This is a genomic window from Nonomuraea sp. IBHARD001, assembly GCF_056106265.1.
Genome location: NZ_JBWBBW010000002.1, coordinates 5,814,590 through 5,838,561, shown reverse-complemented (window position 1 = coordinate 5,838,561; position 23,972 = coordinate 5,814,590). Strand labels below are relative to the sequence as shown.

Below are 23,972 nucleotides of genomic sequence, written 5' to 3'. Positions count from 1 at the left end.
CCGTACAGATCAGGAGGAGGGCGGGTCCATGGAGAGCACGGAAGCTGAGGCGCTGCGCGCCGCCTACCGGGAGCTGGAGAACGAGGCACGCGACTACGCCGACCCGGTACGCGCCGTGACGGGCGCCCGAAGGCGCAGGGCCGGGCAGGCCTCGATCGGCGCCGCCGTCGTCGTCCTGGCCCTCGCCACCGCCGCGGGCCTGCAGTACTCGCCCTGGACGGCGAGCGCCGGACACGACCCGGCCGGGGGCGCCCACGTCACCGGCGGTGGATTCGCGCCGGGACCGCCGCCCAAGGTCACCGTCACGCCACCGCCGGACGCGCCGCCCCTGCCCCAGGGCCCCATCGGCACGGCGGGCGCCCTGGTCTACAGCCCGTGCGCGCACGCCTGCCCCACCTACCTGCTGGGCGGCGACGGACGGCACTACGTGATCGGCGCCAGGACCGCGCCCCCGCCGGGCAACCTGACGCTCTCGCCCGACGGCCGCTGGCTCGGCCTGCAGACCGAGACCGGCTACGAGCTGCGCGACCTGCTCGGCGGCGGCGCCCAGCGCGTCGACAGGCCGCAGGGCGCGGACGCCTCCCTGCTCTACAGCCCGTGGGCCTGGTCGGCCGACGGCCGTACCCTGCTGCTCGGCCTGCACGCGAGCGGCGTCGTGCGCTCCTACGTCGAGGTCGGCCCGGAGGAGGAAAGCGTCGTCACGGTGGACGCGCCGAGCGACTACGAACCGATCGGCCTCACCGCCGACGGCAAACCCCTGCTCTTCCCGCTGGCCGCGTACGGCAGGCGGGCCACACGGGTGGAGCTCAGGATCGGCGCGACGGGGCGGACCCTCGTCCTGGACGGCGGCTCCACCCCGCTGGTCACGGCCGACGGCGGCCCCAGCGTGCACGCGCGCGGCGAACGCCTCTACGCCGTCGCGCCCGACCTCACCACCGTCGTCGTGTTCGACGACACCGGCAGGCGGCTCACCCGCCTGCCGCTCAACCCCGGAGAGGGCCCCCTGACCCCCGTCGGCGACGGTTTCGCCGTCCTGGCGGGTCCGGCCGTCGACGTGCGCTCGCCCACGGGCACACGCGTCGCGTTCGACGTGCCGGAAGGCGCCCTGGTCGTGCTGCCCGGCCAGGCTCGGCACTGACGAGGACGCCGCAAGGCAGGGGCGCCGCCCTCACCGCAGCGGGGGCGGCGCCCCAGTACGCATGCCCGAGGGGGTTGTGCCCGGGCCCGCCGATCACTTCGATGGGAGGGGCGAGGTCAGCTATCCCCGGATGGACGGCATGGAGGACGTGTGCCAGACCATTCCCTCGTCGACCGTCAGACTCCTGAGCCCAGGGGCGATCCGCTCGACCAGATCGCCCGCGGGGACGTCGCTCACACTGGCCAGCAGGGTCGTGGCCGCGCTGGAGGCGTCCAGGATCGCGGTCGTCGCACTGCCGCCGAACAGCAGCCAGTACCCGGGACAGGAGGCACTGCTGCGCGTCAGCGCCTCGGGGTAGGGCGCGCGGCCCGTCGCCGAGGTGAGCAGCTCGTCCTGGGCCCGCAGATCGGCGTGCACACCGGAGAACGTCCACAACGCCTGCCTGTCGCCCAGACAGCCGAAGTGCGGCAGATGGGCGGCCAGCAGCTCGGCGTCGACGGGATGCCCGGGGTCGAAGGGCCGCCAGCGCTGCCCGGCGGGCGTGTTCTCGGCCGTCGGCAGCCACTCGGCGGGCACGTCGCAGCCGAAGACCGTCCAGTCGCGATGCGGCACGGCGCACAGCGAGCGGTCGGCCTCCTCCACCGTCGTGACGCGCGAGGGCCTGCCGTACTCGGGGACGCGGCTGTTGTCCATGGCGAGCAGCCGCCAGCGTTTCCACACCAGGTCGACGCCGATCAGGTCGATCGGCGAGCGCAGCGTGCCCGCCCACGCGCCCATGGCGTTGATCACCAGGTCGGCGTCGAGGTGCGGCCCGCCGGACAGGCGCACGCGCAGGCCGCCGCCCTTGCGCCGGTCCAGGGCCTCGGCCGCCTGCGGCACGTAGGCGAACGCCTCGCCCTTGGCGCACAGGCGGGTGGCGGCCAGCGCGACGGCCGCCGGGTTGAACGGGTACTCGGGCACCTCGAAGCACGCGGCGTAGCCCGGGGCCTCCGTGCGGCGGATCGTGATGCCGTGCGCGGCGCAGTACTCCTCGAACGGGCGCACGTGCGAGGCGCGCTCGACCAGATAGTGGCCCGGCGGCGAGGAGGCGGGCAGGTCGAACACACGGCGCATCAGCGTGTTGGCCGCCACCGTCTTGGCGACCGAGAGCGGGTCGACGTTGTAGCGGTAGTTCCAGGTCCCGCTGTGCAGGCGCCCGTGGTTGGTGGAGGTCGCTCCGGCGCCCGGGGTCGCCCGTTCTACCAGCACGACCTCCACCTGGTCCGACGCGGTCAGCAACGCAGACACCAGAGCTCCTCTGATCCCCGCACCCAGCACTGCGACGACCGGCCGGTGCGCCATCGGCCTCTCCCCTCGACTCGATGCCGTTGCGCTCACGGTGACGATTCGTTGGCCCGTCGATTCCCTCACCTGAAGGAGTTGCGCCGATGCCGGAGGACGAGCGCTGGAGCGGGCTGCTGCAGACGCTGGATCCCGCCGACAGCGACGCGCTGTGCGCGCTGGGCCGGGCCAGGCGCTTCCACCGGGGCGAACGGCTCATCCTGGAGGGCGCCGACAGCACGCACATCTACGTGATCATGTCGGGCTACGCCAAGGTGTCGGGCATGTCGTCGGCCGGGCACGAGGTCCTGCTGGCGATCAGGGCGCCCGGCGACCTGGTGGGGGAGTTCGCGGCGATACTCGGCATGCCGCGCTCGGCGTCGGTGCTCGCGCTGACCGGGATGACGACCAGGGTGATCGCGGCATCGGCCTTCACCGGCTTCCTGGAGAGCCATCCGATGGCGCATCGGCGCACGCTGGCCTACATGACGCTCAAGACCAGGGCGGGCGCACGCCACCACATCGAGGTCGACGGCGTCGGGGCCAAGACCGCCCTGGTACGCGGCCTGATCCAGCTCGCCCGCGACCACGGCGTGCCGGACGACGGCGGCGGCGTGCGCATCCGGGTGCCGCTGACCCAGCAGGAACTGGCCGATTTCGTCGGCGTCCAGCGCGCCAGCGTCGAGCGCGGCCTGACCGCGATGCGGGCCGAGGGCATCGTCTCCACCAGCTACCGGCGCATCGTCATCATGGATCAGGACCGGCTGGTGGCGCTGGGACGGCACGAAGACGAGGAACCGGCCTCCTGACGTCGTCCTCGCCCGGCGTCCCCGGCGTCCCCGGCGTCCCCGGCGGGTTGATCACCAGGCCGCCGCTGACCTCGCCCACCTGTACGACCATGTGCACGCTGCCGCCGTCGCGCACCTCCACCCGCATCGGCGTCACCTGACCGAGGCGATCAGGGGCCTGGGGGTGGTCGGCGGCGGTGTGCGCAGGCACGGCCCAGATCCAGCCGTCGGCGGCGAAGTCCTTGCCGTCGGCCGCCACCCTGACCCTTTCGAACGGCGGCGCCGGGAACTCGTGCAGCAGCCCGCGCACCACGTCCTCGTACAGGCTGTCGGACACGATGACCGCCAGCTGGGTCGCAGGGGAGGCGCGCAACGCACGCCTGAGCGGCTCGCCGTCGAGCATCCGGCACGTCCGGACGACCGCCTGGCCGACGAAGCCCTGCTCGCCGTGCCAGCCGACGCCGTAGTGCGCGGCCAGGCGCAGCCGCATGCGGGACTCGGCGCGCAACTCGCCGTTGACCCCGGCCAGGGCGCCGCGCACCGCGCCGATCAGGGCGGCGAGCCGGTGCTGCGCGACGGCCTGACCTGCGTCCACGCGCGTGCTGTACCCCTCCATGTCCACGGCCACACACAGCCGCCTGCGGCCCGCCGTACGGTCAGGGGTCATGGGGGTGCTCCTTCGCCAGGTCGTCCAGACGCGTGCGCAGGGCCTGCTCGGCCGCCGGGGCCAGGGCTTGGGCGGTGGCCTTTTCGCGTACGCATGCCTTGGTCAGGTGGAGGGCGAGCTTGGCGGTCAGGGGGTGATCGGCCGTGCGGAGGGCTTGATCGAGAGCGGGCCGAAGCATGAGCATCACGACGCCCGGGGCGTTGTCGTCACCTGGGCCGGTGACCGTGATGCCCTGCCATGCGGGTCCACGAGAGGCCGGCCGGAACTCCGACCCCCCTTCGCTCGGGACGTTGGTTGCCGGGTTGTTCAGCCTGATCGGTCGCAGGCCGTCCACGACGAGGCCGCCGAGTGCGTCGCGGCTGGTCACGATGACGAACGAGGTCCCGGGGTCGGGCAGGAGGTCGCGTACCTGGCGTTCCTCGGTCACGTCGTCGAGGACCAGCAGGAGGCGTCGCCGGTTGAGCAGTCGCCGGAGCACCGCCGTACGCTCCTGCAGCGGTCCGGGCGCCGGGCGTCCGGGCACCCCAACCGTCTTGCCCGACCCGGCGGGCCCGGAGATCACCGCACCGGACGGCGTGTCGGCGGCGACCATCACGTCGAGCTCGGCCAAGGGCCGCAGCCCCTCGGTCACCGACCGGTAGGTCCCCACCCTGTCGCGCGCCGAACGCGGGATGTCGGAGTCGTCCAGCCCCAGCGCCCTGAGCAGGCCGGGCAGCACCGCGCCCGAGGTGAGCGGGCTGCCGCCGCCGTGCCCGCGCATCTCGGCCAGCAGCCTGCCACCCGGGTAGCGGCCCGCCAGCCGGTGCGCGGCCTCGGCGACCAGCGCCGTCTTGCCGACGTCCGGCGCGCCGCTCGGTACGATGCCGCGCGGGCCGCCGTCGGCGCATGCGATGGCGGTGATCGCCTCCAGCTCGCGTGTGCGGCCCGAGAAGCCCTGCGCCCTTCTGAGCGGCAGGTCGGGTGTGTGTTCCCGGTGCGGCTGGTCCTCGATCGTGACGATGAGCTCACCGATCTGCACGGCCGTGCCCGCGCCTGCCCGCAGACTCAGGTGCAGCTGACCGTGAGCCGGTGGGCGCATGCCGTACTTCCTGCCGCGACTGTCGCAAGAGGAGCGGTGCCAGGTCCCAGGGTGGGCGGCCGCACCCAACAGGTCCACACCACCTCACCCACCCGCCCGCAACGCCTCACCCCTGCCGGAGAACCGCCGTACCCGCCCCGCCGTCCGACAGGCGGACCCCACCAGCGCGACGCGATGCCCGAGCGCCGACAGGTGCGCCAGGGTGGCGCTCAGCATGGCGTCGGCGATCTCGTCGACCTGTGTCACCCGCTCCAGGTCGACGACGAGCGGCCCGGGGCGTCCGGCCGAGGCCGTGCCGAGCGCGTGCAGGACGCGTTCGGCCGCGGTGAAGTCCAGCACGCCCTGCGCCGCCACCAGCGCGGGCCCGTCGCCGGAGGCGGTGCGGACCTCCAGCACGGTCGGCGCCGCCTGGCCCGGATTGCGCATCATGTGCAGCCCGAACCTGCCCGACAACTCCCGCAGCGCCGCCGTACCGCGCACCGAGTTGCCCGCCCCGTCGACCAGAGGGGAGTAGGCCGCCACGCCGAACCTCGCCGGACTGGCCGCGATCAGCCCGCCCGACACGCCGCCCTTGGCCGGAAGGCCGACCCGCAGCAGCCACTCGCCCGCCCTGTCGTACATCCCGCACGTCGCCATCACCGCGAGCACCTGCACGGCGATCTCCTCGCGCAGCGCCCGCACGCCGGTGACCGGGTTCACGCCGCCCGCGGCCAGGGTCGCCGCCATCACCGCGAGGTCGGCGGCCGTCGCCAGGACGGCACACTGCCTGAAGTACGTCTCGACGACCTCGGTACGCCCGCCGGGCAGCGAGCCCGAGCCGCGCATCAGATAGGCCAGGGCGCGGTTGCGGTCGCCGGTGGCGCTCTCGGAGGCGTAGACCTCCTCGTCGACGCTGAGTTCGCGGCCCGCACAGGCGCTGAGCAGGGCCAGGATCCGGGCGAAACGCTCCTCGGGCGGCACCAGGGCGGTCACCGCGATGGCGCCCGCGTTGATCATCGCGTTGGCCGGGCGGCCGGTGCCAGGCTCCAGGCTGATGGCGTTGAACGCCTCGCCGCTCGGCTCGGTGCCGACCCATCTGCTGACCTCGTCCAGGCCGAACTCCGTCAGCGCCAGGCCGTACACGAACGGCTTGGACACCGACTGCAGCGTGAACGGCACGTCGGCGTCGCCCGCGGTGTAGAGGTGGCCGTCCATGCTGGCCAGGGCCAGGCCGAACGAGCCCGGCTCGGCGAGTGCGAGTTGCGGGATGTAGTCGGCGATGCGCCCTTCGCCGAGGCCGGCCAGCCTGGCGCAGACGTCGCCGAGCGCCTCGGTGACCACATTGCCTGTCATGTTCACCCTGTACATCGGCTCGCGGCGGGCCGGTCAAACCGATCGGCTCAGGTACGCGACAGGCGATCGGCTCGGCGGATCGGTTCGGGCAGGCGGAAGTCGGGGGCCAGGCGCAGGACGTGGGCGCAGGCCCGGTCCAGGCCGATGCGGTGCCCCTGCGAGACGTAGACCGGCTTGACGCCGTCGCGGGTGCGCAGCGCCCTGCCCACGACCTCGCCGTTCAGGACGATCGGCGACCATGCTCCGCGCTGCGGGGCCGGATCGGCGTTCGCGCCGACGAACGCCGTCTTCGCCACGCCCATGGTGGGCAGCCCGGTCAGTACGCCCAGGTGGCAGGCCAGGCCGAACCCGCGCGGGTGGGCGATGCCGTACCCGTCGCACACCAGCAGGTCGGGCGCGACCGACAGCCGCTCCAGCGCGCCGAGCAGCGGCGGCAACTCCCTGAAGGCGAACAACCCGGGCACGTACGGGAAGGCGGCCGTCTCGCGCACCACCGCCTGGTCCACGACCTCGAGCGTCGCGTAACGCAGCACCACGACCGCCCCGGTGACGCGCTCGCCGTCGGCGGCGTACCCGACGTCGAGCCCGGCCACGAACTCGACCTCGCGCTCGGGTCCGGCGGGATCGTCGAGCAGGACCAGGGGGCGCAGCCGTTCCTGCTCGGCCTCGGCTTCGGAGATCGTCTTCGGCCACACGCGGCGAACACTACCCCGGAGCTTGACCTGGAGCGGACTCCAGCCCCTATCGTGCTAGCCGAACGATCTTGAACAGGGGGACGGCACAATGCGCTACCGCACACTCGGCGGCACCGGCATCGAGGTCAGCACGCACTGCCTCGGCGCCATGATGTTCGGCGCAGCGGGCAATCCCGACCACGACGAATGTGTACGCATCATCCACACCGCGCTCGACAACGGCATCAACTTCATCGACACCGCCGACATGTACTCGGCGGGGGAGTCGGAGGCGATCGTCGGCGAGGCGCTCAAGGACCGCGTGCGCGAGGACGTCGTCCTGGCCACCAAGGTGCACTTCCCGATGGGCGACGGGCCGAACCGGCGCGGCAACTCACGCCGTTGGATCCTTCAGGCGGTCGAGGCCAGCCTGCACCGCCTCGGCACCGACTGGATCGACCTCTACCAGGTCCACCGTCCCGACGAGACGACCGACATCGAGGAGACGCTCTCCGTCCTGACCGACCTCGTACGCGAGGGCAAGATCAGGGCGTTCGGGTGCTCGACGTTCCCTCCGGCCGACATCGTCGAGGCCCACCATGTCGCCGAACGCCGTGGCCTGCAGCGCTTCAGGACCGAGCAGCCGCCGTACTCCCTGCTGGCCAGGGGCATCGAGGCGGACGTGCTGCCCGTGTGCCGCAGGCTCGGCATGGGCGTGCTCACCTGGAGCCCCCTGGCCTCCGGTTACCTGTCCGGAAAGTACCGCGAGGGCAGCCCCGTCGACCTCTCCCGCGGCCGCGCCGCCCTCACTCCCCGGCGCTTCGACCCCGCCATACCCGAGAACGCCGTCAAGCTCGCCGTCGCCACCCGCCTCGCCGACCTAGCCGCCGACCTCGGCACCACCCTGCCCGGCCTCGCCGTCGCCTTCGCCGCCTCCCACCCCGCCGTGACCTCCGTCATCACCGGCCCCCGCACGATGGACCACCTCGACACCCTCATCAAGGCCGCCCCCCTCACCCTGGACGACGCCACCCTGGACCACATCGACACCCTCGTCCCACCCGGCACCAACCTCTACACCCCCGACGGCGCCTGGCGCCCTCCTTCCCTCACCGATTCTCACCTGCGCCGTCGTGCTGTCGAGGATCGCTCGGCGGCTTGAGGGGGGCCGGTACGACGTCGTCCAGGCGCACGAGGAGTTGATTGGCCAAGGCGTAGCGCAGGTGGGAGGAGTCGAGCCGTAGTCGGGTGTTGCGTTTCACCAGTTGGGGCCTGTGGTCGCGTGGTTCGAACAGGTCGGCGATCACCGCGTAGGGGGAGTAGCGGCCTACGGTGTAGACGGCTGCGGAGCGGCGTAGGTGGGGGCACTGGGCGATGGCTTTGGGGATGCATGGCAGGCAGGTGGGCGGGGCGTTGGTGAATCCCGAGGCGCCCCCGCCGTCCTCGCGTGACAGCAGCCACCACACCCGGCCGCTGTCTGGGTCGCGGGCGGGGCGTGCGCATGCCTGGCACAGCGTCTGGTCCATGCACCGCCATTGGCGGACCACGTTGACGGTTTTCAGGTCCGGGCGTCCTGCCCGGTTGTCGAGCATCCGAGCTCGCAACACCCCGTGCCGCCAGTCCTCGGCAGCGGGATCGCGGTGCGAGAGCCGTACTCCGCCCTCAGGGTGGCGGACCATCCGTAGGCGCTGGGACACCGCCTCGCCTTCGTGTCCGACCACATAGGGCATCTCGAAGTCGCTCACGCCGGTCCCCGATGCCGGAACTCCGGATCCAGGCACGCGGCCAGCACAGGCCCGAAGTCGGCGAGCGAGAACGTCCGTGCGTTCTCGTACAGGGGATCGGCCGACTGCTGTGTCAGAGCCTCGTCGGCAGCGGCGGGCTCAGGCCGTCCCGCTGGGGCGCTCATGCCGCGCACGCCCGTCTGCTCGGCGCGTGGCGGGAAGGATGCGACCGCGAGGGGGTGGAACCGCCTATGTCCCACAGGGTGTTGGGCCGCTTCTCCAGCACGGTGTTGGATTCGGCAAGGGCGAGGTAGCCGTCGATCCCCAGCGTGCCGGGATCGCCACTCTCCCGCACACCCCGCCGAAGCATCTGCACCCTGTACTCCTCGCATGTCCATGACGGAGGAGGTACAGGGACTGGCTCACGACCGAGCTCGTCCAACTCGGCATCGGTGAGCGGGCCTGCAAGGAACACCTTCTCAGGCTGGGGGCAGCGTCTCGCTTTGCGTGGGGGCATGCCTCGACGGTAGGCAGGGCCAGGTACCCAAGTCCAAAGTGTTGCTCAATGTTGCACGAGCTTGTCGATCTGCCGCTGGATGATCGTCTGCGCCTGTGAACCGTAGAGGGCCACTCGCGAGAGGCTGTCAAAGACCTTCGCATACATGGCTACCTCGGCTGGTTGGGTAACCCTGATGAAGGCTGTGTACGTCTCGGTCTCCGCGGCGCGATCGTCCATGATCCAGAAATCGCATAGCGGTGGATAGTGCGGGGTGCCGAGCGGAATGATGCCCAAGTGCACGCGGGGAAGCTTCGCTGCCTCGGCCAGGTGCCGAAGCTGGTCCAGCATGACGTTCGGCGGAGCCATGGCGGAAATGAGAACAGTCTCACACAGTACGAAGTGAAAGAGGGTTCGGCCGGTCAGCAGGAGCGCTGATCGCTCCAGTCTTGCAGCCACTGCTTCGGCCACATCAGGAACAATGCCGGTCATGTCTGAGAACTCGGCAAATCTGAACGTCGCGTAGGCCTGTGTTTGAAGAGCGCCGGGGACCAGATATGAGCTGAAGACCCGCATGGTGCGACTCTCGGCTTCTCTGTCCTTCAGCTCCTGCTGGTAGGCGGAAGAACCGACCTTCATCAGTCGGCGAAGCTCGACATACATCTTCTCGGTATTGCTGCGCATGCTCTTGAGCTCGGGCAGATCGGCGAGCGCATGGCAATGGAAGCACCAGAGGTAGAGGTCGTCCTCGGACGGCATGATTGTGCCGTGCTCAATCTTTGAGATCTTCGTGAAATGCCAGCCCGCCTGGCCGGCCAGTGCGCGGCCAGACAGGCGGGCGGCTTTTCTGATCTCCAGCAGGCGGGCTCCGAGTGCTTCTCTCGCCTGTTTGACGGACTGTGGCGGCACGCTACGTCAGTGGGTATTCGCTATGGGGGACGGCGATGCTCCACACCCTCCGAAAGGCCGTGGCGCACAGCTCGGCCATTGCGGGATCCGTGGTCACTTCATTGCCCAGCCACTCTCCGGACCCGGTCCAGTAGTTCAGGACAACGGTGTGTCGGTCGAACAGCCAGAAGTCGTTGGCAGGCAAGGGAATTGCCCCGGCCCGATGTCGTGGAAGCCAGGAAATCTCCTCGCCTGCCTCCACGTTCTGGTACGAGCCGGCATGCTCCCATGCGATGTACTCGGTGACGGGCTCGCACACGATTCGAGCGCGTCGAACCTGCCTTCCGGAGAGTGTGGCCCGGCGCATCAGATCCAGCCACCAGCGTCGCGAATCCTTGTATCTCTCCAGATCGAGCTGCCCCTTTCGCCATTGATCGACGAACTCTTGTTCCTCGCCGACGGCATAAGAATCACGTAGCTCCAGGTGCCACGCGGTTTCTTTGAAGGACGTGAACAACTCTTCCCACTGCTCAGGCCTCAGAAGCTCCACGACACTCCTCGGGCAGGAAGGCCATGAGCGCCTTCGGGACGCGGGTGACGACCTCGCCGTCCGGTAGCGAGCGTCCGGCGGGGAACGGGATGGCGGCGATCTCCTCGGGGCTCAGCGCATACCCCTGGATGAGGATGTCTTCCCCGTCTTCGTACAGAGTGGGTGATCCTTGGTTGCCACTCGGGCCTCCGAGCAGACGAATAGCCACGTGGGACTCCTCGATGTTGCTCATGTTGCAGACTGCTCGATCCTGAACGTGTGGCGCGAAGACGTCAAGACCGTGAGGCGAATCAGAGCTCCATCCGAGTCGGCACGCGTACCGTCGGCCGCCGACAGCAAGAAACCCCAGGCTCGTGGCATATGCCACAAGCTGGGGTTCTAGGTCCTGTCCGAGCGAGTCGGAGCTGGTGGACGATACAGGGATTGAACCTGTGACCTCTTCCGTGTCAGGGAAGCGCTCTCCCGCTGAGCTAATCGTCCTTGGAGGTGGAGACGGGATTTGAACCCGTGTACGCGGCTTTGCAGGCCGCTGCCTCGCCTCTCGGCCACTCCACCGAGCGAGGCCGGAGTTACGGCCTCTCCGAGCGGAAGACGGGATTCGAACCCGCGACCCTCACCTTGGCAAGGTGATGCTCTACCACTGAGCCACTTCCGCGTTGTCGCTCTTGTGGGGCGACGAAGAGAACTCTATCGGGTTTTCCGAGCGGATGCGTCATCCCGCGCCCTTGCGGAGCAGGCGTGCGGCGCCGCGCTCGACGGCGGGGAGGGTCAGGAAGATCTCCAGGATGCGGGTCAGGCGGTGCACCTCGATCCGGTGGAAGGCGGGGCCCTCGCTGCGCGCCAGCAGCACGGTCAGGCCGAGCGGCGGCAGCGGGGCCGTGATGACGTGCAGCCCGGAGGCGTGCGTGGAGGCGGTGGGCCGTGGCGGGGTGAGGTCGGGAAGCGGCACCTCGGCGGGGGCGCGCCAACTGGCGTAGCGGAGTTCGCGCGGCTCCTTCTCGGTCCCGGCGGCGGCCCAGTCGGCGCTGAACAGCACCGGCATGGAGTCGACCAGCGTGTGCAACGCGCGCTCGCCGGCCGTGGTGAGGTACTTGAGGATCTCCAGCTCGGGATAGGTGCCAGGCGCCTCCCGCGTGGCCCAGACGCCTTCGACCGTCACGCCGGGCACCGTGGCCAGGCTCGTGACGAGGGACTCCTTGGGCGTGGCGTCGGGGCAGAACACCGTGATGTCGTCGACGGCCCTGCCGCCGCCGCGTTCCAGGACCGTGACCTGGGTGATGTCGGCCCCGGCGATGCCCAGCACCCGGGTGACCCGTCCCAGCGCACCGGGCCTGTCCGGCAGTGCCAGGCGAAGTTTCAGGAGCATGGCGGCCCCTCCCGTCGGATGTCCTCACAAGGCTGTCCTCACCAGGTGACCTCTCCCCTTGCCCCCTGCCCCGGCCCCAAGAGTAACGGCGAATAACGCTCACGGCCCGAGCTGCGCTACAACTGAACAGGTGAAGATTGGGCCGATCGAGGTGTGGCCGCCGGTGGTGCTGGCGCCGATGGCGGGGATCACCAACGCGCCGTTCCGGGTGCTCTGCCGTGAGCAGGGCGCCGGGCTGTTCGTGTGCGAGATGATCACCACGAGGGCGCTGGTCGAGCGCAACCCGAAGACGATGCGGATGATCAGGTTCGACGCGAGCGAGCGGCCGAGGAGCATCCAGCTCTACGGCGTCGACCCGGACACGGTGGGCAAGGCGGTCAAGATGATCGCCGAGGAGGACCTGGCCGACCACATCGACCTGAACTTCGGCTGCCCGGTGCCGAAGGTGACGCGCAGGGGCGGCGGTTCGGCGCTGCCGTACAAGCGTCATCTGCTGCGGCGGATCCTGCGGGCGGCGGTGGGCAACGCGGGGCGGCTGCCGGTGACGATGAAGATGCGCAAGGGCATCGACGACGAGCACCTGACCTACCTCGACGCGGGCCGCATCGCGGTCGAGGAGGGCGTGGCGGCGATCGCGTTGCACGCGCGTACGGCGATCCAGCACTACGGCGGCGTCGCCGACTGGGCGGCGATCACGCGGTTGAAGGAGGCGGTGCCGGAGATCCCGGTGCTGGGCAACGGCGACATCTGGAGCGCAGACGACGCCCTGCGCATGGTGCGGGAGACCGGCTGCGACGGCGTCGTGGTCGGGCGCGGCTGCCTGGGCAGGCCGTGGCTGTTCCGCGACCTGCAGAACGCGTTCGAGGGCAGCGACGAGCGCGCGCTGCCTTCGCTCGGCGAGGTGGCCGACACGATGATGCGTCACGCCAAGGGCCTGGTCGACGGCTACGACACCGAGCGTTATGCGATCGCCGACTTCCGCAAGCACGTCGGCTGGTACCTCAAGGGCTTCACGGTCGGGTCCGGGCTGCGGCGCGAGCTGGCCACGTCGGAGTCGCTCGACGGGCTGCGCTCCGGCCTGGACCGGCTCGACCTGGACCAGCCCTGGCCGCCGAACACCGACACCCCGCGCGGCAAGTCGGGCGTGCGCGACCGGGTGCACCTGCCCGACGGCTGGCTCGACGACCCTTACGACGCCGTGGTCGCCGAGGAGGCCGAGTCCGACACCTCGGGCGGCTGAGGCCCGGCCAGCAGGATGACGGAGTCGGCGCTGTCGTGCCGCAGCGCCCTGAGCGGCCGGTAGGCGGGCGAGTCGTACCAGGCCAGTGCCGAGGCCCGGTCGGGGAACTCCAGCAGCACCAGGCGATCGTGCTCCCACGCCCCTTCCAGCGCCTGTACGGCCCCGCCCCTGAACAGATAGCGCCCGCCGTACGCCTCGACGGTGGCGGGGGCCTGCTCGACGTAGCGCGTCATGGCCGCGCGGTCGCGCACGGCCACCCGCGAAACCACGTAGACGCTCATGTGTCGAGGTCCACGGGGCCGCCGCTGCGCCAGTACAGGCCGTCGCCGCGGCTGAGGAACTCCTCGTCGACCAGGTAGCGCCGCAGCGCCGAGAAGTCGTCGTGGAAGGCGCGCAGGGCGACGTTGACGTCCTTCTCCGGATAGCGCACACCGGGTTCGAACACCCGCGAGACGTATCTCAGGACGACGAGGCGTTTGTCGCGTTTGGTGGGCAGGGCGCGCAACCGGCCCTCGACCAGGAAGCTCTGCAGCAGCTTCTCCTCGGGCGAGGAGGCGGGCTCGGGCTTGGCCGCCATGTGCAGCAGCTCGCGGAAGCGCTCGGGCCTGGCCCGCCAGTCGCGCCCCTCCTCGCGTACGACCAGGCCGCCGCGCTCCAGGCGGTCCAGGGCGATACGCCTGGCCTCGGGGGTCAGGCCGGAGTCGACGCCGAGCACGAGCCCGGCCAGCTCCCTCAGCGTGTCCTCCTGATAGAGCAGTCCCAGCACCCGCCGCATCTCTTCGTCGCTCATGCCCTCCATTTTGAACCTTTGGCGGGCTTCGGGCGTCTGATCAACGTGATGAAGAAGATCCTGATCGCCGCCGTACTCGCCGGTGCGACTCTCGTGCCCGCGCTCCCCGCGTCGGCCACCCCCTCGGGCACGATCCCCAAGGGCTTCCTGCTGCAGGAGAAGGCCGCGGGCCAAGACGACAAGGACCCGGAGACCAACTGGGAGATCAACCGCCGCAAGAACGCCGAGTTCGTGGTGAACCCCTGCCGCAAGCCCCGGCTGGCCACCGCGGGCCGGATCGGCGCGCGGACCGTGATCTACACCGGCGTGCCCGACTTCTCCAGGTCGGAGCAGGTCGTGCTCTACAGCTCGGCGCAGAGCGCCCGGGCGGCCGTCGCCGAGCTGCGCCTGGCCGTACGCAAGTGCGCCAGCACCAAGGACGGGCAGGCGAACTACCGCTTCAGCGCGAGGGCCGTCGCGCTCGGCGACGAGGCCCTGGCCGCGACCGGCCAGCTCTACCAGGGCAAGCAGGCCGCCATCGGCGGTGAGCGTGCCCTCGTCGTACGCAAGGGCAACGCGGTGCTCGTCTACGCCGAAGGCGGGGAGTACAGCAAGCCGGAGAAGGGCGACTTCGTCCCGCAGACGAAGCTGGCCAAGCGCATGCTCGCCAAGATCTGCACCGTAGCCGACTGCGCCGCCTGACCGCCGCCGCCCCGCCGTACCGTCCTGGTACGGCGGGGCGGCCGGGGTCACAGGCGGTCGAAGGCGGTGACGTGGACGACCGCGCGGCCCTCCTCGTCGGAGGCGGTCAGGTCGACCTGGGCGGAGATGCCCCAGTCGCCGTCTCCGGCGGGGTCGAGGATGACCTGGCGTACGCGCCACAGGCCCTGCTCCTCGGTGATCTGCAGCTTGGCCGGGCCTCTGGCGTCGGGACCGGTGAGGATCTCCTCGTGCTCGTCGTAGTAGGCGTCGAGCGCGGCTCCCCAGTCGACGTCGGGCGCGAGCTCCTCCAGCTCGTTCTCCTTCTCGATGGCGGCGAGCTCGACCAGGCGGAACATGGCGTTGCGCACGAGCACGCGGAAGGCGCGGGGATTGGCCGTGACCGGCCTGGTGGCGCTGTCGAGGGTCTCGCGGGTCTCCAGCGCCTCGCTCGGATTGGCCAGCTTCTCCCACTCGTCGATCAAGCTGGAGTCGACCTGGCGGACCAGCTCGCCGAGCCATTCGATGAGGTCGATCAGGTCCTCGGTCTTGAGGTGTTCGGGGATCGTGCGCGACAGCGTGCGGTAGGCGTCGGCCAGATAGCGCAGGACCGTGCCTTCGGACCTGGCCAGCTCGTAGAACTGGACGTACTCGGTGAACGTCATCGCGCGTTCGTACATGTCGCGCACGACGCCCTTGGGGCTGACGACGTAGTCGCCGACCCAGGGATGACCACGCCGGTAGGTCTCGTAGGCGCCGAGCAGCAGATCGGCGAGCGGCATAGGGTACATGACCTCGGCCAGCAGCTCCATGCGCTCTTCGTACTCGATGCCGTCGGCCTTCATCTGCGCGACGGCCTCGCCCTTGGCCTTGTTCAGCTGGGCCGAGAGGATCTGGCGCGGGTCGTCGAGGATGGACTCCACGATGGAGACCATGTCGAGCGCGTAGGTCGGGGACTCGGGCGAGAGCAGTTCGAAGGAGGCCAGGGCGAAGGTGGACAGCGCCTGGTTGAGGGCGAAGTCCTCCTGCAGGTCGATGGTCAGGCGGGCCCTGCGGCCCTGCTCGTCCGGCTCGCTCAGTTGCTCGACCACGCCTCCGGCCAGCAGGGAGCGGTAGATGGCGATGGCCTGGCTGATGTGGCGCCGCTGCCATTTGCGGTCTTCGTGGTTGTCGGTCAGCAGGTGCTTCATCGCGGCGAAGCAGTCGCCGGGGCGGTTGATGACCGCGAGCAGCATCGCGTTGCTGACCTTGAAACGCGAGTTGAGCGGCTCGGGCTCGGCCTCCTGGAGCTTCTCGAACGTCTCCTCGCTCCAGCCGACGAATCCCTCCGGCGGCTTCTTGCGGGCGTAGCCGCGCCTGCGCTTGGGGTCGTCGCCGATCTTGGCGAGCGCCTTCTCGTTCTCGACGACGTGGTCGGGGGCCTGGCAGACGACATAGCCGATGGTGTCGAAACCGGCGCGGCCCGCCCTTCCGGCGATCTGGTGGAACTCGCGGGCGCGCAGCCTGCGCACCTTGTTGCCGTCGTACTTCGACAGGGCGGTGAACAGCACGGTGCGGATCGGCACGTTGACGCCGACGCCCAGCGTGTCGGTGCCGCAGATGACCTTGAGCAGCCCGGCCTGGGCCAGCCGTTCGACCAGGCGGCGGTACTTGGGCAGCATTCCGGCGTGGTGCACGCCGATGCCGTGCCTGACCAGGCGCGACAGGGCCTGGCCGAACTTCGTGCTGAAGCGGAAATGGCCGATCAGGGCGGCGATGGCCTCCTTCTCCGCCTTGGAGGCCATGTTGATGCTCATCAGCGACTGGGCCCGCTCCATGGCCGCGGCCTGGGTGAAGTGCACGACGTAGACGGGCGCCTGCTGGGTGGAGAGCATCTCCTCCAGCGTCTCGTGCAACGGCGTCATGCGGTAGGAGTAGATGAGCGGGACCGGCCGTTCGGCGTTCTTCACCACCGACGTCTCGCGCCCGGTGCGCCGGGTGAGGTCCTCCTGGAACATCGTGACGTCGCCGAGCGTGGCCGACATCAGGACGAACTGCACGCCGGGCAGCTCCAGCAGCGGCACCTGCCAGGCCCAGCCCCGGTCGGGCTCGGAGTAGAAGTGGAACTCGTCCATCACGACCTGGCCGATGTCGGCGGCGGCGCCGTCGCGCAGGGCGACGTTGGCCAGGATCTCGGCCGTGCAGCAGATGATCGGCGCGCCCGCGTTGACGCTCGCGTCGCCGGTCATCATGCCGACGTTCTCGGTGCCGAAGATCTCGCACAGGTCGAAGAACTTCTCGCTGACCAGGGCCTTGATCGGCGCGGTGTAGAACGTGCGCACGTCGCGGGTCAGCGCGGTGAAGTGGGCGCCCGCCGCGACCAGGCTCTTGCCCGAGCCCGTGGGCGTGGCGATGATCAGGTTGTTGCCGGAGACGACCTCGATGAGCGCCTCCTCCTGGTGCGGGTACAGCGCCAGGCCTCGCTCGGTGTTCCACCTGACGAACGCGTCGAAGATGGCATCGGGATCGGCGTCGATCTCTTCAGGCAGGAAGTCGAGAAGGGTCACCCTCTTATAGTGCCGAAGAAACGGGCCAGGTCCGACCGTCCATTACTTCACGTATTCGTGTGACTACTATCGGTTCATGAAGATGATCGTGTCCGGTCTCGCCGCCGGAGTTCTCCTCGCCGCGCTGGGCGCGTGCTCGCTGACGCCGCAGAAGCCGGTCGCCGCCACCGAGCCCGCGCCCGGCGCCACGGCCTCGCCCACCGACGAGGCCGTGGGGGGCGCCGCCGTACCCAGTCCCGGGCACAGTTTCGTCCCCTCCTACGACGCGCCCGTGGACAGGGACCTGCTGGGGGCCGAGCGGCTGATGCGTGAGGAGGACCTGGTCCAGCAGTGGGCGCAGGCGGCCAACGACGGGTTCGTGCCTCCGGCGGACATCCCGGTCGTGGCCAAGCAGTGCGACACGGTCAACGCCTTCTACGACCCCGAGAACAAGTCGATCACGATGTGCTACGAGATGACCGCCTATCTGATGAAGCTGCTGGCCACCCCCGAGGACGGCGAGACCAAGCCGGACGCCGCCGAGGTGGACCAGGCGGTCGAGGGCGCCCTCAACGGCATCTACTACCACGAGCTCGGGCACGCGCTGATCGACTTCTACGACCTGCCGACGACGGGCAAGGAGGAGGACGCCGTCGACCAGCTCGCCGCCCTCGTCCTCATCTCGCAGGCCGAGCAGGACAAGGACTACGGCGCGATCATCAGCACGATCGACACGTGGGGCCGGATGTCGCAGCAGACCGAGAGCGGGCCGATCGGCAAGGACGTCTTCGCCGACGAGCACTCGCTCAGCGGCCAGCGGTACTACAACATGATGTGCTACCTGTACGGCTCCAACCACAACGCGTTCCTGCCGCTCGTCTCCAGCGGTGAGCTGCCGGTCGAGCGTGCGGCGCGGTGCGAGGCCGAGTACGACAAGATGGCCCGCTCCTGGACCACCCTGCTGGCCCCGCACCTGCGCCAGGACTTCCCCGAGCCGGTCGGCACGACCAGCCCCACCGGCTCACCCGGCACCACCGGCTCGCCCGACACCACCGGCTCACCCGGCACCACCGGCTCGCCCGACACCACCGGCTCACCCGGCACCACCGGCTCACCCGGCACCACCGACACGGTCGGCTGAACGCACCGGCGCCGAGGTCAGGCCGGAACCCTGGCCTTGGGGCCGGTCAGCAGCAGCCCCGCCACCAGGGCCAGCGTCGCCAGCACCGGCGCCGCGCCCGGCGCGAACCCGAACACGGTCAGCGTCAGCAGCCCGCCCCCGACCAGCGCGGCCGACACCAGCACCCCCGGCCACGTCGCCTTGCCGTACGGCAGCGCGGGCGGCTCCTCGAACCTGGCGAAGCAGGTGAGCAGCGGCCACATCACCAGGGCCAGCAGCGCCAGCCAGAGCGGCCAGCCCGCGAGCCAGCCGATGCTGCCGGGCGTGGGGGTGTTCACACCGAGCGCCACGACCACCACGCCGGTCACCGTGAACAGCGCGGGCATGTGCCAGAGGTACACCGTCATGATCCGCGGCCCGGCCCAGGCGACCAGCCGCCCGGTGCGCAGCCGTACCAGGAGAGGGCGAAGCAGGACAGCCAGGCCGATCTGCCCGAACGCCACCCCGAGTATCGCCAGCGTCGGCGGCGCCACGTTGGACATCTCCGCGCCCGGCAGGCCGATCATGCTGCCGGGGTAGGGGCCGAACGCCACCAGCGCCGCCGCCGCGCCGAACCCGCCCAGCGCCAGCAGGGCGGGCCTGCGCAGTCTGCCCTGGACGTAGAAGAAGCCGAGCTGGTGCACCGCGAGCCAGACGAAGACGATGTTCAGGTAGCCGATCATGTCGGTGTCCAGCGAGAACCTCAGCAGATCGGTGCCGACCGCCCCGGCCGCTAGCACCGCGGGCACCCGCCAGCCCCACCGCTCGTGCAGCCTGGTCAGCAGCGGCGTGGCGGTGACCGCGATGAGGTACACCGCGAGGAACCACAGCAGCTGCCCCGTCAGCCGCGCCCCCGTCTCCAGCGGCTGCGCGGGCACACCGGCCGCCGCCAGCATCTGCGGCAGCGGGATCCACACCGCCGCCAGCGGCAGCAGCGGCCAGGCCAGCCGCCGCAGCCGTACGGCGAGCCAGGCGGGGGCCGAGCCCTTGGCCCGGGTGAAGCTGATCGCATTGGCCGCGCCTCCGGCGAAGAAGACCAGCGGCATCACCTGGCTCAGCCACGTCACCACCCACACGCCGGGCGAGGCCAGCGCGTTGCCCGTGGACAGCCGGTCGCCGTCGAAGGCCAGCACCGGGATCGTCCAGTGCTGCAGCACCACCAGCGCCATGCCGAACAGCCTCAGCAGGTCGATGAACGAGTCGCGCTCCCTGCGCGGGACGCCGGTGCCCGCAGGGGCCGGCCTGGGGGCGGGCGGCGTCTGGAGCGCCGTTCGCTCCTGGAGCATCGTCGTCATCGGAGTGCCTCGTTTCGTCCGTTCGGTGACGTGTTCAAGGCTTCCGTGCGGGGCTCACGAGCACAGTGACGCTCACTGCCCTGTTACCGGGAAGATCCCCCCACCAGGGAGGGTAGGGCTGGCCCTACCCCCATAGGCATGTGCGCCGGGTCGCGTACCCCCTCGCGGGCCTCGTAGCGTGAGGGCATGCGTTTGATGCTGCGTCGCGTGCTGACCGACACGAGATATCTGTTCATCGGCTTTCCCACGGCCGTCATCTGTTTCTGCATGCTCGTGGCCGGGATGGCCGCGGGGCTCGGGCTGGCCGTGGTGTGGATCGGCGTGCCCATACTCGGCGGCACGCTGTTGATGGCACGCGGTTTCGCCGACGCCGAACGCGGGTGGCTGCCCGAGATCCTCGGCCGTCCCGTCGCCAGGCCCCGGTACAAGGAGGCTCCCGAGAACGCCGGGTTCTTCCGCCGGGCGGCCAACCCGCTGTTCACCGGTCAGTCGTGGCTGGACGTGCTGCACGGCATCGTGATGTTCCCCATCGCGATCGTGACGTTCGTCTTCGCGGTCGCGTTCTGGGCGCTGGCACTCGGCGGGCTCTCCTGGCCGTTGTACGGATGGATCACCATGCGCATTCCCGGCAACCAGGAGGTGCCGCAGCTGCTCGGCTTCGACGACAGCTACATCGTCAACTCCGTCTTCTACATGTTCATCGGCGTGCTGGCCGCGGTGCTGCTGCCGTTCGTGACCAGGGGAGGCGCCATGCTCAAGGCCGGGCTCGGCCGTGCGCTGCTGGTGGGCGCCGCCGACCTGCGCGAGCGGATCGACGACCTGGCCCAGGGCCGCGCCGCCGCCGTCTCGGCCGAGGCCAACGCGCTGCGCAAGCTGGAGCGCGACATCCACGACGGGCCGCAGCAGCGGCTGGTCTCGCTGGCGATGGAGCTGTCGCGGGCCCAGCGTCACATGGAGCGCGACCCCGACGCCGCCCAGGCGATGATCTCCCAGGCCATCGTCTCGACCCGCGACACCCTGGACGAACTGCGGGCCCTCTCGCGCGGCATCGCACCGCCCATCCTGTCCGACCGCGGCCTGTCGCCCGCGCTGGCGGCGCTCGCCGGACGCTGCACGGTGCCGGTCGAACTCGACGTGCAGACCGTCGAGCGTTACACGGCGGCGATCGAGAACACGATCTACTACGTGGTCGCCGAGTCGCTCACCAACATCGCCAAGCACAGCCGCGCCACACTGTGCACGATCACGCTCACCAAGTCCGGTGGCAAGCTCATGCTGACGATCGGCGATGATGGGGTCGGCGGCGCGCACGTCGCCAAGGGACACGGCCTGGCGGGGCTGGCCGATCGGCTCCGCGCCGTCGACGGCGAGTTCGTCGTCGACTCCCCTGTGGGCGGGCCGACGGTGATTGTGGCGGAGGTTCCATGCGGGTAGTCGTGGCCGATGACGCGGTGCTGATCAGAGAGGGCCTGATCAGGCTGCTCGAAGAGTTCGGCTGCGAGGTGGTGGCGGCCGTGGGCGACGGCGACGCGCTGGTCGAGGCCGTCGCCGAGCACCGTCCCGACGTGTCGGTGGTCGACGTGCGGATGCCGCCCTCCTTCACCGACGAGGGCCTGCGCGCCGCCGTCGCCGCACGCGGCCGGGTGCCCGGGGCGCCCATGCTGATCCTGTCCCAGTACGTCGAGGTCTCCTACGCCGACGACCTGCTGGCCGACGCCAGCGGCGCGGTCGGCTACCTGCTGAAGGACCGCGTCGTGGACGTCGAGGAGTTCCTCGAAGGTCTGCGCAGGGTGGCCTCCGGAGGCACGGTCTTCGACCCCCAGGTGGTGGCCCAGCTCATGGTGCGCAGACGCAAGGACGACCCCCTGGCCCAGCTGACCCCCCGCGAACGCGAGGTACTCGGCCTCATGGCCGAAGGCCGCTCCAACCCCGCCATCGGCCGCCAGCTCGTCATCAGCGACGGCGCCGTCGAAAAGCACATCCGCAGCATCTTCTCCAAACTGGGCCTCTACGCCGACGACAGCGACCAACACCGCCGCGTCCTTGCCGTACTGGCATATTTGCGGACGTGATGCCTGCTGCCGGGTGAGGCGCTTGACCCGCCCGGAAGCGCGGTGATTCGCGGGAAGTCCGGCATGCCTCACACGGCAGGCGTCCGGGCGGCCGCACGACAAGCCCGGCTCCCGGTACGGCAAGCCGCCCCCAGCGCCGCCCTGGGGACTCCGCCCGAGCTCCGTCCCCGGCGCGCCCTCCAGCAGGACGTGGCTGAGCCCCCGAACGGCGCACGTGAGGCGGGGGAGGGGCGTGGGGCAGGGCTGGTCCGGGCTGGCGTAGCGCCCCTGTCCGGGAGGGTTTGGGCGGGACGCGAGATGGGTGTGGTGCCGCGCCAGGGGTGGTGCGGAGCGCGGAAGGGGGTGCGGCCGGGCTGAGACCGGACTGAGGTCGGACCAGGTGTGCGGCTGGGCCAAGGAGTGATGTGTGCGGCGATCGGCGTGCTGCTGGGCCAGGAGTGGCGCAGGCCGGGAATGGGCGTAGTACCCGGTAAAGCGGGGATGTGGGGCCTGGGCCTGGGGCTGGCTTAGCGTGGCGCTCGGCCGTGGTGACGTGGTGACGTGGTGGCGGGCGGGTTGACGTTGACGTGCAGGATCGAATCAAGTCCGGCCATATCCCGTCATATGCGGTTAGACGATGGCATGGGGCGGCACTTCCAAGGCTTGTGCATCTCCAGGCCTCAAGCACTCTGAGGGCTCACGCGCCCCGAGGGCTCAAGCACTCTGAGGGCTCACGCGCCCCGAGGGCTCAAGCACTCTGAGGGCTCACGCCCCCTTGGAGCTCGCAGCCTTGCATGACCTGCGCGCCTAGAGCCTGTGCGCTTCCCAAGCTCGCGCCCTTCAAAGCCTGCGCGCCTGCAAGGCCTGCAGCCAGCCACACCCCACCGCGCCCACCCCCAGCACCCAGCCCCCGGCAACGCTCGCCCCCTGGACGGCCCTCGCACCGTCCAGCCCCGTCACGCCCCCTCAAAACCCGCCAACCCCGCACCCCAACCACCCCACAAGCACCCCCTCAACACCAGACACCAGGCACGAAGTGGGCGGGGACGGGCCGGAGGAGGGAAGGGGGCCCGTGCGCGTGCCTGTGGTGCTGTTTGCTCGCCGGAGGGCGAGGAGGGTGGGTACGGCGGTGCGGCGCCGTACGGGGTGCCGCTGGTCCGCCTGGGGTTACCGAGGCGGACCCGGCAGCACGGGTCAGCCCGAGAGGGCGTCCACCAGCTTGCGGCGCTGCTGGGCACCCAGGCCGCCGAGACGGCGCTTGTCGTCGACGCCTGCCTCCTCCATGAGGGCGGTCGCCTTGGCGGGGCCGACACCCTTGACCGCGCGCAGCGCCTGCGACACCTTGATCTTCTTGGCGATGTCGTCGTCGCGCTCGAGCAGGTCGGCGAAGGTGAGCTCGCCGGTCTTGACCTTGGCGAGGAGGGCGGTGCGGGCGGCGCGGGCCTCCGCTGCCTTCTCCAGCGCTGCCTTGCGCTGCTCGGGGGTGAGAGTGGGAAGTGCCATCTGTTTTCTCTCCTTGGGGAGTTTAGGATCCGGGACTCTGTTACCCGTCGTGCCGCGGCTAATCATGGCGGACAACAGCGGGTCATGTCCGGGTGAGTCAGGGAGCAAGGGGGATTGGACCCGGAATGCGTTTCCCCCGACTCTCCTGCACCTGGCGCATAGCGCCCTGACTAGGCCATCTTGCCGGGTTTTAGCGGTTTGTGCGTCTTGTCGCACCCGCGTGTCGCGTGCGTAACGTCACATCCGGCGAGATGCGAAGCCCCGAGGACCGATCCCGGCATCGGGGGGAGTACGGCGGGTCGTCAGTTGGCCCGCCATACGTAAGCTGCGGCTTCGGCGCAGGAGATGTCCTGGACGACCGTCCCGCCGCTCACTCCGATCGCGCCGACCACGCGCTCGCCCTCGCCGTAGTCCGCCCACAGCGGAACGCCCCCGCCGAAGCACACGTACGCACCGCCCGCAAGGCCGTACAGCTCGCCGCCGGGTGCCACGAGGGGGGCGAGGTCGGCGGTGGACATGCGGTGGGCGACCGCCGTGTAGGCCTTGCCGGGAGCCAGGGCGGGTCCGGCGATCTCGGCGCCGTCCATGCGCATGAAACTCACCAGGTGCCCGCCCGAGTCGACCACGGCCACCGAGATCAGCGCCCCCTCGCGGGCGGCCTGCTTGAGCGCCGCCTCACACATGCGCAGGGCGAGTTCTAGGTTCACGGA

Annotated in this window: 26 protein-coding genes and 3 tRNA genes; 8 read left to right on the top strand and 21 right to left on the bottom strand. The window is 70.4% G+C overall.

The window, feature by feature from the left end; genetic code table 11:
- Nucleotides 1-28: 28 nt before the first annotated feature.
- A complete protein-coding gene (locus ACTWNK_RS28770; RefSeq protein ID WP_474307669.1) occupies nucleotides 29-1,138 on the top strand; it encodes a hypothetical protein in 1,110 nt (369 codons plus the stop codon).
- 120 nt (nucleotides 1,139-1,258) lie between these two features.
- Here ACTWNK_RS28770 and ACTWNK_RS28765 read toward each other — a convergent pair whose 3' ends face one another.
- Nucleotides 1,259-2,479 (bottom strand): FAD-dependent oxidoreductase, encoded by a 1,221-nt coding sequence (locus ACTWNK_RS28765; protein WP_474307668.1) that lies wholly within the window; start codon nucleotides 2,477-2,479, stop codon nucleotides 1,259-1,261.
- Nucleotides 2,480-2,565: 86 nt separating this feature from the next.
- Here ACTWNK_RS28765 and ACTWNK_RS28760 point away from each other — a divergent pair, with 86 nt between their 5' ends.
- Nucleotides 2,566-3,267: a Crp/Fnr family transcriptional regulator gene (locus ACTWNK_RS28760; protein ID WP_474307667.1), complete on the top strand. Its 702-nt coding sequence runs from the start codon at nucleotides 2,566-2,568 to the stop codon at nucleotides 3,265-3,267.
- Here the strand turns inward: ACTWNK_RS28760 and ACTWNK_RS28755 are convergent.
- The 4 genes from ACTWNK_RS28755 to nfi all read right to left on the bottom strand — a co-directional run bounded on the left by ACTWNK_RS28755 (nucleotide 3,206) and on the right by nfi (nucleotide 7,018).
- Entirely contained in the window at nucleotides 3,206-3,913 is a 708-nt protein-coding gene (locus ACTWNK_RS28755; protein ID WP_474307666.1) for a hypothetical protein, read from the bottom strand. The two genes, ACTWNK_RS28760 and ACTWNK_RS28755, sit on opposite strands and share 62 nt — an antisense overlap.
- The gene (locus ACTWNK_RS28750; protein WP_474307665.1) at nucleotides 3,903-4,991 is read right to left on the bottom strand and encodes a hypothetical protein; all 1,089 of its coding nucleotides are present in this window, start codon (nucleotides 4,989-4,991) and stop codon (nucleotides 3,903-3,905) included. Before ACTWNK_RS28750 ends, ACTWNK_RS28755 begins: the two co-directional genes overlap by 11 nt.
- 84 nt (nucleotides 4,992-5,075) lie before the next feature.
- Nucleotides 5,076-6,323 (bottom strand): glutaminase A, encoded by a 1,248-nt coding sequence (gene glsA, locus ACTWNK_RS28745; RefSeq protein ID WP_474307664.1) that lies wholly within the window; start codon nucleotides 6,321-6,323, stop codon nucleotides 5,076-5,078.
- A gap of 47 nt (nucleotides 6,324-6,370) precedes the next feature.
- The gene (nfi, locus tag ACTWNK_RS28740; RefSeq protein WP_474307663.1) at nucleotides 6,371-7,018 is read right to left on the bottom strand and encodes a deoxyribonuclease V; all 648 of its coding nucleotides are present in this window, start codon (nucleotides 7,016-7,018) and stop codon (nucleotides 6,371-6,373) included.
- A gap of 88 nt (nucleotides 7,019-7,106) precedes the next feature.
- Here nfi and ACTWNK_RS28735 point away from each other — a divergent pair, with 88 nt between their 5' ends.
- On the top strand, nucleotides 7,107-8,159 hold the full coding sequence (locus ACTWNK_RS28735) for an aldo/keto reductase (RefSeq protein WP_474307662.1): 1,053 nt from the start codon (nucleotides 7,107-7,109) through the stop codon (nucleotides 8,157-8,159).
- Here ACTWNK_RS28735 and ACTWNK_RS28730 read toward each other — a convergent pair.
- From ACTWNK_RS28730 to ACTWNK_RS28685, 10 genes are all read right to left on the bottom strand, one after another.
- Nucleotides 8,107-8,742: a hypothetical protein gene (locus ACTWNK_RS28730; RefSeq protein ID WP_474307661.1), complete on the bottom strand. Its 636-nt coding sequence runs from the start codon at nucleotides 8,740-8,742 to the stop codon at nucleotides 8,107-8,109. The genes ACTWNK_RS28735 and ACTWNK_RS28730 overlap by 53 nt on opposite strands.
- Nucleotides 8,739-8,906, bottom strand: coding sequence for a hypothetical protein (locus ACTWNK_RS28725; protein WP_474307596.1), 168 nt, complete (start codon nucleotides 8,904-8,906; stop codon nucleotides 8,739-8,741). Before ACTWNK_RS28725 ends, ACTWNK_RS28730 begins: the two co-directional genes overlap by 4 nt.
- Entirely contained in the window at nucleotides 8,903-9,097 is a 195-nt protein-coding gene (locus ACTWNK_RS28720) for a hypothetical protein (RefSeq protein WP_474307595.1), read from the bottom strand. The genes ACTWNK_RS28725 and ACTWNK_RS28720 overlap by 4 nt, the downstream gene beginning before the upstream one ends.
- A gap of 186 nt (nucleotides 9,098-9,283) precedes the next feature.
- Nucleotides 9,284-10,126 (bottom strand): helix-turn-helix domain-containing protein, encoded by an 843-nt coding sequence (locus ACTWNK_RS28715; RefSeq protein ID WP_474307660.1) that lies wholly within the window; start codon nucleotides 10,124-10,126, stop codon nucleotides 9,284-9,286.
- A gap of 1 nt (nucleotide 10,127) precedes the next feature.
- Nucleotides 10,128-10,655 (bottom strand): DUF6879 family protein, encoded by a 528-nt coding sequence (locus ACTWNK_RS28710; protein ID WP_474307659.1) that lies wholly within the window; start codon nucleotides 10,653-10,655, stop codon nucleotides 10,128-10,130.
- Nucleotides 10,636-10,887, bottom strand: coding sequence for a hypothetical protein (locus ACTWNK_RS28705; RefSeq protein WP_474307658.1), 252 nt, complete (start codon nucleotides 10,885-10,887; stop codon nucleotides 10,636-10,638). Before ACTWNK_RS28705 ends, ACTWNK_RS28710 begins: the two co-directional genes overlap by 20 nt.
- Before the next feature lie 173 nt (nucleotides 10,888-11,060).
- A tRNA-Val gene (locus ACTWNK_RS28700) sits at nucleotides 11,061-11,135 on the bottom strand.
- 1 nt (nucleotide 11,136) lies between these two features.
- Nucleotides 11,137-11,210 (bottom strand) — tRNA-Cys (locus ACTWNK_RS28695).
- Nucleotides 11,211-11,238: 28 nt separating this feature from the next.
- Nucleotides 11,239-11,310 (bottom strand) — tRNA-Gly (locus tag ACTWNK_RS28690).
- A 57-nt stretch (nucleotides 11,311-11,367) separates the two neighbouring features.
- Nucleotides 11,368-12,021 carry an ACT domain-containing protein gene (locus tag ACTWNK_RS28685; protein WP_474307657.1) on the bottom strand — a complete coding sequence of 218 codons (654 nt, stop codon included), beginning with the start codon at nucleotides 12,019-12,021 and terminating at the stop codon, nucleotides 11,368-11,370.
- Nucleotides 12,022-12,151: 130 nt separating this feature from the next.
- On the opposite strand from ACTWNK_RS28685, the gene dusB reads away from it, so the two are divergent.
- Nucleotides 12,152-13,261 (top strand): tRNA dihydrouridine synthase DusB, encoded by a 1,110-nt coding sequence (gene dusB, locus ACTWNK_RS28680; RefSeq protein WP_474307656.1) that lies wholly within the window; start codon nucleotides 12,152-12,154, stop codon nucleotides 13,259-13,261.
- Here dusB and ACTWNK_RS28675 read toward each other — a convergent pair.
- Both ACTWNK_RS28675 and ACTWNK_RS28670 read right to left on the bottom strand, forming a co-directional pair.
- On the bottom strand, nucleotides 13,210-13,542 hold the full coding sequence (locus ACTWNK_RS28675; protein WP_474307655.1) for a DUF1330 domain-containing protein: 333 nt from the start codon (nucleotides 13,540-13,542) through the stop codon (nucleotides 13,210-13,212). The two genes, dusB and ACTWNK_RS28675, sit on opposite strands and share 52 nt — an antisense overlap.
- Nucleotides 13,539-14,051: a DUF2087 domain-containing protein gene (locus ACTWNK_RS28670; protein ID WP_474307654.1), complete on the bottom strand. Its 513-nt coding sequence runs from the start codon at nucleotides 14,049-14,051 to the stop codon at nucleotides 13,539-13,541. The genes ACTWNK_RS28675 and ACTWNK_RS28670 overlap by 4 nt, the downstream gene beginning before the upstream one ends.
- Nucleotides 14,052-14,099: 48 nt before the next feature.
- Here ACTWNK_RS28670 and ACTWNK_RS28665 point away from each other — a divergent pair, with 48 nt between their 5' ends.
- Nucleotides 14,100-14,732, top strand: coding sequence for a hypothetical protein (locus ACTWNK_RS28665; protein WP_474307653.1), 633 nt, complete (start codon nucleotides 14,100-14,102; stop codon nucleotides 14,730-14,732).
- A gap of 47 nt (nucleotides 14,733-14,779) precedes the next feature.
- On the opposite strand, the gene ACTWNK_RS28660 is transcribed toward ACTWNK_RS28665, so the two are convergent.
- Nucleotides 14,780-17,275 (bottom strand): DEAD/DEAH box helicase, encoded by a 2,496-nt coding sequence (locus tag ACTWNK_RS28660; RefSeq protein WP_474307652.1) that lies wholly within the window; start codon nucleotides 17,273-17,275, stop codon nucleotides 14,780-14,782.
- Nucleotides 17,276-17,351: 76 nt separating this feature from the next.
- On the opposite strand from ACTWNK_RS28660, the gene ACTWNK_RS28655 reads away from it, so the two are divergent.
- Nucleotides 17,352-18,395 (top strand): DUF4344 domain-containing metallopeptidase, encoded by a 1,044-nt coding sequence (locus tag ACTWNK_RS28655; RefSeq protein ID WP_474307651.1) that lies wholly within the window; start codon nucleotides 17,352-17,354, stop codon nucleotides 18,393-18,395.
- Between the two features lie 17 nt (nucleotides 18,396-18,412).
- Here the strand turns inward: ACTWNK_RS28655 and ACTWNK_RS28650 are convergent, their stop codons facing one another.
- Nucleotides 18,413-19,708 (bottom strand): acyltransferase family protein, encoded by a 1,296-nt coding sequence (locus tag ACTWNK_RS28650; RefSeq protein ID WP_474307650.1) that lies wholly within the window; start codon nucleotides 19,706-19,708, stop codon nucleotides 18,413-18,415.
- 186 nt (nucleotides 19,709-19,894) lie between these two features.
- Between ACTWNK_RS28650 and ACTWNK_RS28645 the strand changes: the two genes are divergently transcribed.
- Nucleotides 19,895-21,142, top strand: a complete 1,248-nt coding sequence (locus ACTWNK_RS28645; protein ID WP_474307649.1) for a sensor histidine kinase — start codon at nucleotides 19,895-19,897, stop codon at nucleotides 21,140-21,142.
- Nucleotides 21,133-21,780, top strand: a complete 648-nt coding sequence (locus tag ACTWNK_RS28640; RefSeq protein WP_474307648.1) for a response regulator — start codon at nucleotides 21,133-21,135, stop codon at nucleotides 21,778-21,780. The genes ACTWNK_RS28645 and ACTWNK_RS28640 overlap by 10 nt, the downstream gene beginning before the upstream one ends.
- 1,173 nt (nucleotides 21,781-22,953) lie before the next feature.
- Here ACTWNK_RS28640 and mihF read toward each other — a convergent pair.
- Both mihF and ACTWNK_RS28630 read right to left on the bottom strand, forming a co-directional pair.
- Nucleotides 22,954-23,262, bottom strand: coding sequence for an integration host factor, actinobacterial type (mihF, locus tag ACTWNK_RS28635; RefSeq protein ID WP_474307647.1), 309 nt, complete (start codon nucleotides 23,260-23,262; stop codon nucleotides 22,954-22,956).
- Between the two features lie 302 nt (nucleotides 23,263-23,564).
- Entirely contained in the window at nucleotides 23,565-23,969 is a 405-nt protein-coding gene (locus tag ACTWNK_RS28630) for a GlcG/HbpS family heme-binding protein (RefSeq protein WP_474307646.1), read from the bottom strand.
- Nucleotides 23,970-23,972 lie beyond the last annotated feature (3 nt).

Coding starts and splice junctions, on each gene's coding strand:
- ACTWNK_RS28770 (WP_474307669.1), top strand. CDS start 29: ATGGAGAGCACGGAAGCTGAGGCGCTGCGCGCCGCCTACCGGGAGCTG.
- ACTWNK_RS28765 (WP_474307668.1), bottom strand. CDS start 2,479: ATGGCGCACCGGCCGGTCGTCGCAGTGCTGGGTGCGGGGATCAGAGGA.
- ACTWNK_RS28760 (WP_474307667.1), top strand. CDS start 2,566: ATGCCGGAGGACGAGCGCTGGAGCGGGCTGCTGCAGACGCTGGATCCC.
- ACTWNK_RS28755 (WP_474307666.1), bottom strand. CDS start 3,913: ATGACCCCTGACCGTACGGCGGGCCGCAGGCGGCTGTGTGTGGCCGTG.
- ACTWNK_RS28750 (WP_474307665.1), bottom strand. CDS start 4,991: ATGCGCCCACCGGCTCACGGTCAGCTGCACCTGAGTCTGCGGGCAGGC.
- glsA (WP_474307664.1), bottom strand. CDS start 6,323: ATGACAGGCAATGTGGTCACCGAGGCGCTCGGCGACGTCTGCGCCAGG.
- ACTWNK_RS28735 (WP_474307662.1), top strand. CDS start 7,107: ATGCGCTACCGCACACTCGGCGGCACCGGCATCGAGGTCAGCACGCAC.
- ACTWNK_RS28725 (WP_474307596.1), bottom strand. CDS start 8,906: ATGAGCGCCCCAGCGGGACGGCCTGAGCCCGCCGCTGCCGACGAGGCT.
- ACTWNK_RS28705 (WP_474307658.1), bottom strand. CDS start 10,887: ATGAGCAACATCGAGGAGTCCCACGTGGCTATTCGTCTGCTCGGAGGC.
- ACTWNK_RS28685 (WP_474307657.1), bottom strand. CDS start 12,021: ATGCTCCTGAAACTTCGCCTGGCACTGCCGGACAGGCCCGGTGCGCTG.
- ACTWNK_RS28675 (WP_474307655.1), bottom strand. CDS start 13,542: ATGAGCGTCTACGTGGTTTCGCGGGTGGCCGTGCGCGACCGCGCGGCC.
- ACTWNK_RS28670 (WP_474307654.1), bottom strand. CDS start 14,051: ATGAGCGACGAAGAGATGCGGCGGGTGCTGGGACTGCTCTATCAGGAG.
- ACTWNK_RS28665 (WP_474307653.1), top strand. CDS start 14,100: ATGAAGAAGATCCTGATCGCCGCCGTACTCGCCGGTGCGACTCTCGTG.
- ACTWNK_RS28655 (WP_474307651.1), top strand. CDS start 17,352: ATGAAGATGATCGTGTCCGGTCTCGCCGCCGGAGTTCTCCTCGCCGCG.
- ACTWNK_RS28650 (WP_474307650.1), bottom strand. CDS start 19,708: ATGACGACGATGCTCCAGGAGCGAACGGCGCTCCAGACGCCGCCCGCC.
- ACTWNK_RS28645 (WP_474307649.1), top strand. CDS start 19,895: ATGCGTTTGATGCTGCGTCGCGTGCTGACCGACACGAGATATCTGTTC.
- ACTWNK_RS28640 (WP_474307648.1), top strand. CDS start 21,133: ATGCGGGTAGTCGTGGCCGATGACGCGGTGCTGATCAGAGAGGGCCTG.
- mihF (WP_474307647.1), bottom strand. CDS start 23,262: ATGGCACTTCCCACTCTCACCCCCGAGCAGCGCAAGGCAGCGCTGGAG.